The 10,032-nt window shown below is 56.9% G+C and carries 9 protein-coding genes and 1 tRNA gene; 6 read left to right on the top strand and 4 right to left on the bottom strand.

What is annotated here, in order from left to right; genetic code table 11:
* The first annotated feature begins 216 nt into the window (after positions 1–216).
* Positions 217–292 (top strand) — tRNA-His (locus ACNPAA_RS19895).
* Between the two features lie 519 nt (positions 293–811).
* Positions 812–2,986, top strand: coding sequence for a catalase/peroxidase HPI (gene katG / locus ACNPAA_RS19900; RefSeq protein ID WP_201873028.1), 2,175 nt, complete (start codon positions 812–814; stop codon positions 2,984–2,986).
* Between the two features lie 100 nt (positions 2,987–3,086).
* Here the strand turns inward: katG and ACNPAA_RS19905 are convergent, their stop codons facing one another.
* Entirely contained in the window at positions 3,087–4,622 is a 1,536-nt protein-coding gene (locus ACNPAA_RS19905; protein WP_327786608.1) for an HAD hydrolase family protein, read from the bottom strand.
* Positions 4,623–4,881: 259 nt separating this feature from the next.
* On the opposite strand from ACNPAA_RS19905, the gene ACNPAA_RS19910 reads away from it, so the two are divergent.
* The 4 genes from ACNPAA_RS19910 (at position 4,882) to ACNPAA_RS19925 (ending at position 7,332) form a co-directional block, all read left to right on the top strand.
* The gene (locus tag ACNPAA_RS19910) at positions 4,882–5,208 is read left to right on the top strand and encodes a hypothetical protein (protein WP_201873024.1); all 327 of its coding nucleotides are present in this window, start codon (positions 4,882–4,884) and stop codon (positions 5,206–5,208) included.
* Positions 5,205–5,720, top strand: coding sequence for a phosphoribosyltransferase (locus ACNPAA_RS19915; protein WP_201873022.1), 516 nt, complete (start codon positions 5,205–5,207; stop codon positions 5,718–5,720). The genes ACNPAA_RS19910 and ACNPAA_RS19915 overlap by 4 nt, the downstream gene beginning before the upstream one ends.
* Positions 5,721–6,124: 404 nt before the next feature.
* Positions 6,125–6,802, top strand: a complete 678-nt coding sequence (locus ACNPAA_RS19920) for a tyrosine-type recombinase/integrase (RefSeq protein ID WP_234925024.1) — start codon at positions 6,125–6,127, stop codon at positions 6,800–6,802.
* A gap of 32 nt (positions 6,803–6,834) precedes the next feature.
* A complete protein-coding gene (locus tag ACNPAA_RS19925; protein WP_234925023.1) occupies positions 6,835–7,332 on the top strand; it encodes a tyrosine-type recombinase/integrase in 498 nt (165 codons plus the stop codon).
* Between the two features lie 245 nt (positions 7,333–7,577).
* Here ACNPAA_RS19925 and ACNPAA_RS19930 read toward each other — a convergent pair whose 3' ends face one another.
* The 3 genes from ACNPAA_RS19930 to ACNPAA_RS19940 form a co-directional block, all read right to left on the bottom strand.
* On the bottom strand, positions 7,578–8,492 hold the full coding sequence (locus ACNPAA_RS19930; protein ID WP_201873019.1) for a DapH/DapD/GlmU-related protein: 915 nt from the start codon (positions 8,490–8,492) through the stop codon (positions 7,578–7,580).
* A gap of 6 nt (positions 8,493–8,498) precedes the next feature.
* Positions 8,499–9,452, bottom strand: a complete 954-nt coding sequence (locus ACNPAA_RS19935) for a hypothetical protein (protein ID WP_319899456.1) — start codon at positions 9,450–9,452, stop codon at positions 8,499–8,501.
* Between the two features lie 73 nt (positions 9,453–9,525).
* On the bottom strand, positions 9,526–9,903 hold the full coding sequence (locus ACNPAA_RS19940) for an SDR family oxidoreductase (protein WP_417891967.1): 378 nt from the start codon (positions 9,901–9,903) through the stop codon (positions 9,526–9,528).
* Positions 9,904–10,032 lie beyond the last annotated feature (129 nt).

The following is a 10,032-nucleotide window of genomic DNA, read 5'->3' on the forward strand; positions in this document are numbered from 1 at the left end:
TTGCATTGATAATAGTCATGGCTTCGGGCGTGTCGGTTTTTTTTTGCGATTAAATCAGATCACAAACGAAGCCTTTTTTCTATCTATTTCAATTGGTTGTAGCTAAAGATCCTGTACATGACGGCCTTCTAAGCCGTGGGTCGCAGGTTCGAATCCTGCAGGGCGCGCCATCGATACACATGAGTTTGATTGCTGTATCGAAGACAGATTTCAGTGGTGGCTGTAGCTCAGTTGGTAGAGTCCCGGATTGTGATTCCGGTTGTCGTGGGTTCGAGCCCCATCAGCCACCCCATTATTCCCCTCCAGGCTGGGATCAGCCTGATGAGACAGCAGCACGCTGTCTGTTTGGACCGGCCACTGGCCGGTCTTTTTGTTTCTGCGCCGTCCGCTTTTTGGCGCAACGCCCCCACCCCATCCTCTGGCGCTCGGCGCCCTGCTCAGGACGCAATCCAGACCGCCGTCACAAAAATGGGGTTTTCTGCCCCGCTCAAGACAAGCCCTCCCCATGCCATGACCCAGCGCAAGTCCAGGTCTGATCCCTCGTGTTATGGATAAAAAGATTGATAACACGGCTGCCAGGGCGCTCCTTCCTTCTCTTATCCCATGTCAGGAGAGCCAAATTCGATGGCACCGATTCATCTTTTCGTAATACGGTCATCCCATCCTTAATCAATTAGCTGAAATATAAGGAGTTATTGATAACCCCCCGATGCCGGTCCAAGGCCCAACCTGTCACATGCCCCGCCGGTTGCAGGAAAAGTTCCCATACTGAGTTGTCTGCATTGCACATGACTGCCAAGGAGAGACAGAGATGAGTGAAGAAAGCAAATGCCCCTTCAACCACACCGCCGGCGTCGGCAGAACCAATCGAGATTGGTGGCCGAACCAGTTGCGGCTGGATCTGCTGCATCAGCATTCCCCCGGCGCCGATCCCATGGACAAGGACTTTGACTACGCCAAGGCCTTCGCCAGCCTGGATTACAAGGCACTCAAGAAAGATCTGGTCAAGCTGATGACGGATTCCCAGGAGTGGTGGCCGGCGGACTTCGGTCACTACGGCCCCCAGTTCATCCGCATGACCTGGCATGCTGCGGGTACCTATCGCACCACCGACGGTCGCGGTGGCGGCGGCCGTGGCCAACAGCGCTTCGCCCCCCTCAACAGCTGGCCTGACAACGTCAACATCGACAAGTCCCGTCGCCTGCTCTGGCCCATCAAGCAGAAATACGGCAACAAGATCTCCTGGGCCGATCTGCTGATCCTCGCCGGCAACGTCGCCCTGGAGACCATGGGTTTTCGCACCTTCGGCTTTGGCGGTGGGCGGCCCGACGTGTGGGAGCCGGATCAGGACGTCAACTGGGGGGATGAAATTGCCTGGCTCGGGGTCGATCCCGATCGGGTCAAGGGCGATCGCGAGCTCACGGCCCCCTTCGGCGCCACCCACATGGGCCTCATCTACGTCAACCCGGAAGGGCCCAACGCCAGCGGTGACTACATGGAGGCTGCCAAGGACATCCGTTCCACCTTCGGTCGCATGGCCATGAACGATGAAGAGACGGTCGCCCTTATCGCGGGCGGCCACACCTTCGGCAAGGCCCACGGCGCCGCGCCCGAATCCCACAAGGGGCCAGAGCCGGAAGCCGCGCCTCTGGAGGCCCAGGGCCTCGGCTGGATGAGCGACTACGGCAGCGGCCATGGCAAGGACACCGTCTCGAGCGGGCTCGAAGTGACCTGGACCAAGACCCCGGCCCTGTGGAGCAACAACTTCTTTGAAAACCTGTTCAACTACGAGTGGGAGCTGACCAAGTCGCCAGCCGGCGCCAAGCAGTGGGTGGCCAAGGATGCCCCGGAGATCATTCCCGATGCGCACATCCCGGGCAAGTTCCACAAGCCGACCATGCTCACCACCGACCTGACCCTGCGCTTTGACCCCGAGTTTGGCAAGATCTCCCGCCACTTCTACGAGGATCCGCAGGCCTTCGCCGATGCCTTCGCCCGGGCTTGGTTCAAGCTGACCCACCGCGACATGGGCCCCATCGCCCGCTACCTGGGGCCGGAAGTGCCCAAAGAGGAGCTGATCTGGCAAGACCCCATCCCCGCCGTCAATCATCCCCTGATCGATGACAAGGACGTGGCCCTGCTCAAGGAGCAGATCCTGGCGACCTCCCTGTCCGTGGCCGAGCTGGTGTCGACCGCCTGGGCTTCCGCGTCCACCTTCCGTGGCTCTGACAAACGCGGTGGCGCCAACGGTGCCCGCATCCGGCTCGCCCCGCAAAAGGATTGGGCCGTGAACCAGCCTGCCCAGCTTGCGAAAGTGCTTCAGGCCCTCGACGGGATACAGCAGACCTTCAACGCTTCCGCCACCGGCGGCAAGCGGGTCTCCCTCGCCGATCTCATCGTGCTGGCGGGCGGCGTGGGGGTCGAGCAGGCCGCGAAGAGAGCCGGTGTCGCCGTGACCGTGCCCTTCACTCCGGGCCGGATGGATGCCTCCCAGGCCCAGACCGATGTGGACTCCTTCGCGGTGCTCGAGCCCCTCGCAGATGGATTTCGCAACTACGCGGGCGAGTGCGCGGGCTTCGCGGAGACCATGCTGATCGACAAGGCGCAGCTACTCACCCTGAGTGCCCCCGAGATGACGGTACTGGTGGGCGGTATGCGGGTGCTCGGCACCAACGCGGGCAACTGCCACGGGGTCTTTACCGCCTCCCCGGGTACCCTCTCCAACGACTTCTTCGTCAACCTGCTCGACATGGGCACGGAGTGGAAGCCGGCGGCTGGCAGCCAGGGAGTCTATGAAGGCCGTGATCGCCAGAGCGGCAAGGTGAAGTGGACCGGAACCCGGGTCGATCTGGTGTTCGGTTCCAACTCCCAGCTGCGCGCCCTGGCAGAGGTCTACGCCAGTGCGGATGCCAAGGAGAAGTTCGTGAAGGACTTTGTGGCGGCCTGGACCAAGGTGATGAACCTGGATCGCTTCGACCTCGCCTGAGGACGCTGGCAGGCGCCCCGTTCCCAACGCCCCGGGAACGGGGCGTTTTTTATGGGCCGCTTCCAACCCCCGGCCTCTCCCCACTCTTCTCGCGGCGGCATCAGCCGGCGGTGATGACGGTGCAGCCCTCCCCTTCGAGCGTCTTGACCAGGACCGGATCCTGCCGGGTGCAGATCAGGTAGTCGAGATCCGCAGCGTGCAGGAAGGGGTAGGAGGCCAGGGACTCCAGCTTGTCGTCATTGCACAGCACCGCCAGCGAGCCGCAACGCTCCGCGACCCGGCGCTTGAACTCGCTGTCCTGGTAATGCACGGCGCTGAAGCCGAGATCCGAGGACCAGGCACAGACCCCCAGGAAACCGAGGTCGAAGCGGAACTTTTTGATGCCCTCGGCCGCCGCGATATCAACGGCCCCGCCGACCAGCGGATCCTGCTCGCCACCGATGAGGATGGTCCTGATGCCGGGTCTCTCCAGCAGCCGGCAGGCGATGGCCGGGCTGTTGGTCACCACCGTCAGACCCTGGTGTTCCGGCATGAGGGAGGCCAGTAGCAGGTGGGTGCTGCTGGCATCCAGGAAGATCAGCTGGTTCGGTTTGACCAGGCTCAGGGCGGCCACGGCCAGGGCCTGCTTCTGCGCCACATGCTGGGTACTGCGTTCGGTCAGGGTCCCCGTCTGGGGCGACAGGGAGATGGCGCCACCGTGAATGCGCTTGCAGCGCCCCTCATCGGCCAGATAGCGCAGATCCCGCCTGATGGTCGCCTCCGTGGTGCCCAGCGGCTCCGCCAGCTCCGCCGCCATCACTTTGTGGTGCGCGGCCAGCAGATCCAGAATGAGGAGCCGTCGCTCCTCCGGTGAATACTTGTCCATGGTGTTCCCTTGTAATGGCCGGGCGATCATCGCCCGGCCCGCCTCACGCCCCCAGCCTCTGCAGTGCGAGCAGTTGCAAGATGGTATGCATGACGGCGTCCTCATCGTTCGAGCGGGTGATGAAATGGGCGGCGTCCTTGGTCCGTCGTGGCCATTGCGCATGGCGAAACTGAAGTCGGCGCACGCCATCAGCTCGATGTCATTGAGCCCGTCGCCAAAGACCAGGGTCTCATGACGACCGGCGCCGACCAGCTGCTGCAACCTGGCCACCGTTGTCCCCTTGTGCACGCCGGCATTGGCGATGTCTATCCACTGCTGGTCGGACGCCACTATGTAGGCCTCGTCATCACACTCGCCAAGCTGGCCCCGCAGATCCAGGCAGCGACCCTGCTCGTCATAGACGGTGATCTTCACAACGTCCGCGGTGATGTCACCAAAATCGGCGACCGTCTGCACCTGGATGTAAGAGCGGCGCACCAGGGCTTTCAGATGATCCGGCACCGCCTCCCGGATCGCCGCGCAGGCCGCCGTGCAGGCGATGACGATATGCTCGCCCGGCAGACGCTCCAACCGACGGATGATGGCCAGGCCCAGGGCGTTACCCAGCAGCGACTGATAGACGTAGCGCCCCTGGTGCTTGATGCGGGTGGCGCTGTCTTCCAGGATCCAGAAATTCGCGCTCTGCGCCCCCAGCCGCGCCTCGACCCGGTCGACCTGTTTTCCCGTGCAGGGCGCAAAATGTATCCCCTGCTGCGCCATGGCGGCAACCACCTCGGCGAACAGGGCTCGGTTGTTATCCCCCCTGCTATATGAGGAAGGTGCCGTCCATGTCCGTGATGATGAGCGTGATCATGCTGTTACCTCGGATGTATGCATTCTGATCGCGGTCATCATATCGCCACAATGAACACACACAAACAAATACAAGATCATTTTTGTTCATATGGCCTCGAAATGATCATAGCATGACCTCCTCGCTCGGAGGATCCCAGGCACAGCCCCTCCTTCGATTGTCATCCAAGGAGACCCCATGTTGTCCACACTCTCCAGCCGGCGGCCCCGGGGTGAGCGGCTCGCCACCCGAGCCACCTTCTTCTGCTCGGGCTTTGCCACGGCGGCCTGGGCCTCCATCATCCCCTTCGTCAAACTGAACGCGCAGATAAGCGACGCCACCCTGGGCTATGTCGGCGTGCTCTCCGGCCCCGCCCTGGTCGGCTTTGGCGCCGACGCCTTCGGTCTGCCAGCGGCCCTCCACGGCGTCGTCTTGCTGATGGTGTTGGCCCTGCTGCTCAGCAGAGGCGTGGGGCTGGCACCCCGGGCCACCCCTCTTTCAACAACCTGTCAGGAGCTGCCATGAAAAACCCTGTTTTCGGCGAGGTGGTATTGAAAACCGAGGACATTGCGCTCGGCGTCGAGGCCATCGCCAAACGGCTCAACGAGCGATTCACGGAGGCGGTGGTGATCACCGTGGTGCCGGGCGGCATGCTGTTTACCGCCGATGTCGTCAGGGCGCTGCGCTTTGATGTCGCCATGGACTACATCTCCTGCCCCCACACTCCGGGGGAGCGCCACAACGCCTCCCCCATCGTCTTTCACGACAATATCGGCATCCGGGGCAGAGAGGTCATCCTGATGGACGACGCCATCGAATCGGGGGGTACCATGAAGCGGCTGGTCGCGCACCTGCAGGCGTTCGCGCCACGCTCGCTGTCCATCGCGACCCTGTTTGTCAAACCAGGGCGCGTGGCTATCCCTGCCGAGCAGTTTTATGCCTATGAAATGACGAGCGATGACCTGCTGGTGGGCTACGGCCTGCCCTGGGAGCACAAGTACCGGAATATCCCCTATGTCTCCAGGTTGAAGAGATAACGGGACGGGACAAGGTTAGGGAGCGATAAACCGATCAGGATAAACCTGACAGCAAGGGAGGCATTGACCAGACTACATCCCGGTGTCGCCCGGTGTACGGCCTATGCCACTCCAGCAGGGCTAGTCCACCCGCCTGTCGATACCGGGTAGAGACCAGATTCCGGTTACCGGAAAAACAAAAGGCCCCGTCTTGCGACGGGGCCTTTTGTTTTATTTGGCGGTGAGGGAGACCGCCTGAATTAGGTCCAGTCAAAACCAGTCACATCTTACATATCCAATTATAATCAATACCTTACTTAAAAGATCGTCCAATAGCGTCCGACTAAAAATGACACTATCCCGCTCTAAATGGCACAATGGATGGCATAGTCCATGGCATGCTACATTCTCAAGGAATCTTCCCTATGGCACTTCTTACCGATACCAAAGCACGTAATCTCAAGCCAGATGACAAAGCTATTGCACATGGTGGCGTAACAGGCCTTGCACTTCATCCATCAACAGCGAAAGGCCGTGGCAACTGGGTGCTTCGTTATGTCAGCCCAGTGACCGGCAAACGCAGAAATGCAGGATTAGGCTCTTACCCCGAAATATCTATAGCTGATGCCACCAAGCAAGGACTGAAGATGCGAGAGCAACTCGCCAATGGCCTTGACCCTCTGGAGCTCAAGCGAGCAGAGGAGAGCAAACCCTCTATCCCGACTTTCGAGGCTGCTGCTCGGGAAGTTCATTCCAAACTGCTACCTGGATGGAAAAACCCCAAACACGGCAAACAGTGGATCTCGACACTCGAGCAGTATGCATTCCCCATGATTGGCCAGTACTCAATTTCTGCCATCACTCCTGCACAGATAGCCGAGGTCTTAATGCCGATCTGGTTGGAAATTCCTGAAACTGCCAGCCGTGTGAAACAACGGCTGCATGCGGTCATGGCCTGGGCCTGGGCGCATGGTCACTGCCAAGCAAACCCGGTCGATGTGGTAAATCACTTACTCCCACTACAACCCAGTAAAGCCGTTCGTACCGAACACAACCTGCCATGCCCTGGCGTGACATTCCAGCCTTTGTTCAGCAGCATCTGAGGACAACACAACGTTACGATGTAACTCGCTTAATGCTGGAGTTCTTGATCCTGACGGCTTGCCGCTCAGGTGAAGTCAGGGCCATGAAATGGTCAGAGGTAGACCTGGAAGCAAAGATCTGGACCTTGCCAGCGGAGCGAATGAAGGCCAAACAAATGCATCGCGTCCCGTTATCTCTTCGAGCCATCGAGATCCTGATGGGATTACAGGGGTTGCATGATGAATTGGTCTTCCCTTCACCACGCGATCAGGTCCCCCTATCAGATATGGTACTAACAACATTTTTGCGACGGGTAAAAGCGCCGAGCTCGACTCCTGGCCGTCTGGCAACTGCTCATGGCTTTCGTTCTAGCTTTCGCGACTGGTGTAGCGAGCAGGGCTATGCACGGGATCTCGCTGAACGAGCATTAGCTCACACAGTGCAGAACAAGGTAGAGGCAGCGTACCATCGTACGGACTTGCTGGACCAACGGCGTCCCATGATGGATGCATGGGCTCAGTTTGTAGCTGGTGTTTCGCCAACTGAATAAGAAGGAAGCGGCCATAAGGCCGCTTCCTTCTATGTTCTTTTTAGCGAGCCTTAATATAAAAGTGTGTTTGCATGGGGCACTAGGCCCTTCATGCAACACGTAATTGGGATATAGCCATAACGCAGGTCGGAAACCACTTCGCACCCGCTGGCAATCTGGGTGTTTTTCTGTGCAGCACCGCATCAAGCTAGGCAAATCAACCATTTAGGGTGCGAGACTACATCCCAACTCCGTGAGCCGTCTTCTTAATCGTTCACATGTAGGGATGCATTGATGCCACCCCAGGTTGCCTTGTCGGTCTGGAGTACTTCAACTACTCCAGTTTGACTGTTCCGTCTGAACAGAAGATGGTCCCGCCCGGAAAGGTTCCGAGCATATTCCACTGTACCATCTGGGAGCCGAACCTTGGTGCCTGCTGTGACATAGAGGCCTGCCTCAACAATACACTCGTTTCCTAACGAGATGCCGATGCCCGCATTGGCGCCGAGCAGCGACCCCTCTCCTACTGAGTTTGTACGCTTACCACCTCCCGAAAGTGTTCCCATGATCGATGCACCGGCACCGATATCACTTCCATTTCCCACAGTAACACCGGGTGTAACTCGACCTTCGATCATACACTGGCCAAGTGAGCCAGCATTAAAGTTCACAAATCCCTCATGCATTACGGTTGTACCTTCCGACAGGTGGGCTCCCAGGCGCACCCGGTCTGCATCACCGATCCGTACGCCTGAGGGCAAGACGTAGTCAACCATTCGCGGAAATTTGTCAACAGCAAAGACGGTCAAATGATGATATTCGGTAGAGACTAGTGAACGAAGTTTTTCGACAAACTGCGGAAATACCGGCCCAGCAGATGTCCAAGCGACAATGGGGAGATTTTCAAACAATCCATCTAGACAAATAGAATTAGGTTTGAACATCCGGCGTGAGAGCAAGTTCAGTCTTGCATATGCGTCTTCGGTATTTCGAATTGGAGCATCAATGTCAATCTCGACTTCACAGCTATCTGCCTTTAGCAACCCATACTTCTGAGCAAGGCAGGCACGAGTGGCCGAAGGATCATTTGGGAAATAAGCGTCAACTGTCGCTTCAGTAGCAACATCGATATAGCGCATACATTTAATTTTAAGCATTTTATTATCCAGTAAAATGTGCATTTTAATTTAAGTTGCTATCCGTGTTAATGCGGCGCCTTCTAAATCGAAAGGCTCCCCATCTCCACGAATATAACGGCTTACAAGAATGGAATCATCACCTCCCGCTTTTGAGGCATTTACAGCATTGTATCTGGATGTTGTCTCAATAAAACGCATAACAAATGCACGCCTCGTTTTCAAGGTCCCTGGTCGTAGGGGATTACTCTTGTGAAATACGGTTTTATCGAAGAGAACAGCATCGCCGGGAACCAAAGAGTAGCTTACACCCTCACAATCGAACAAATATCGTGAGAACCCAGAGATGTAAATCGAGTCAGAGAACAGGTGGGGGAACTGCTCCTGAATGTACGGGAACAGCTTCTTGAAACGCTTCTGCTCAGGGTTTCTATACTTGGGACCCAATAACGTTTTATAGATGTCTGGAATCTTGTACTGGCCCTCAACGAGAGCTCGTGTGACACGAGATTGAAGCTTAAAAAATTCCGAGCCTGAGAACGAAGATATCGGTAGCATGGTCATGCCCCCGTCTTGTTCATCTCGATCTATTGGGTCGAGCGGGATCCAGATCGAAAATGCACGATCCTCCGGTTGGATATATTTAAAGCTGGTGATGTCGAGGTGCCAGTCGAAACCGATTAGCTCCGGATCCGTCTCGAAGACAATACCGTCAGAAAAGAAACAATCACCGTAGCCGAGGGACTTGAGGATACCCGCGAAGGCGCTGCTTTCGACGATCTCTCGTATGGCCTCATCGTCGAGACCGATGTTATAGGCATTCTTCTTTATAGAGTCAAAAGAATCTCCAGCATCAGTGCTCGCAAGCAACTGCTGGAGGCGCGTAACCATGGCAGGGGTCAAAAAGTTCCGCACGTCACAGAACCCACATTCTTTAAAGTGGCTGGCGTTGACCATTGGTTTGTCGTTGATTAAGCGTTCGAGAGTGATAGGATCTGTTTTCATTTTTGAGTCCAAGTTTTGTGTATCAACTACCGCTTCGCGGTAGGCCAATGTGGCAAAAAGTAGCTTAGTCGAATCAAGTACCTTTTGAGGCTCGCGGTGGTGCAACCTCTAGGGTAATGTCACGAACCACTATTCTCGCTGGACTGGCCAAAAGCCACTCAATTATTGAAGTCACATCGTCAGGCTGGAGAATTTCCTCTGGGTCTCGTAGGCATCCCCCTGCCGACGCCATGGGAGTATTGATCCAGCCTGGGCATATCGAAGTCACTCTGATGCCATCCGGCTCCAATTCAGACCTTAGTGAGTCCATGAATCGAATCGTAGCAGCCTTACTAGCGCCGTAAAGCCCTTTTCCAGCAAAACCAATTAATCCGGCTCGCGAAGCAATATTGATCACATACGAGTTACTCCCACGCCGTAAGAGGGGGACGAAGTGCTTTGCACACCACATAACGGAAACTCATGTACAGGACCTTAAGCGTTGAGTCCCTTTAAAACTCCTTCCAAGGTCCTGTTCTGTATCGATTTTCTCTGCTTGGTTCGGCAAGCGTTCTTGGCCAAATAATCAGCTGCCCATTCC

Source organism: Aeromonas sp. PS2Canimalfood6 (assembly GCF_048276795.1).
GTDB classification, from domain to species: Bacteria; Pseudomonadota; Gammaproteobacteria; order Enterobacterales; family Aeromonadaceae; genus Aeromonas; species Aeromonas caviae.

Coding starts and splice junctions, on each gene's coding strand:
- ACNPAA_RS19910 (WP_201873024.1), top strand. CDS start 4,882: ATGTTGTCCACACTCTCCAGCCGGCGGCCCCGGGGTGAGCGGCTCGCC.
- ACNPAA_RS19925 (WP_234925023.1), top strand. CDS start 6,835: ATGCTGGAGTTCTTGATCCTGACGGCTTGCCGCTCAGGTGAAGTCAGG.
- ACNPAA_RS19935 (WP_319899456.1), bottom strand. CDS start 9,452: ATGAAAACAGATCCTATCACTCTCGAACGCTTAATCAACGACAAACCA.
- ACNPAA_RS19915 (WP_201873022.1), top strand. CDS start 5,205: ATGAAAAACCCTGTTTTCGGCGAGGTGGTATTGAAAACCGAGGACATT.
- ACNPAA_RS19920 (WP_234925024.1), top strand. CDS start 6,125: ATGGCACTTCTTACCGATACCAAAGCACGTAATCTCAAGCCAGATGAC.
- katG (WP_201873028.1), top strand. CDS start 812: ATGAGTGAAGAAAGCAAATGCCCCTTCAACCACACCGCCGGCGTCGGC.
- ACNPAA_RS19930 (WP_201873019.1), bottom strand. CDS start 8,492: ATGCACATTTTACTGGATAATAAAATGCTTAAAATTAAATGTATGCGC.
- ACNPAA_RS19940 (WP_417891967.1), bottom strand. CDS start 9,903: ATGTGGTGTGCAAAGCACTTCGTCCCCCTCTTACGGCGTGGGAGTAAC.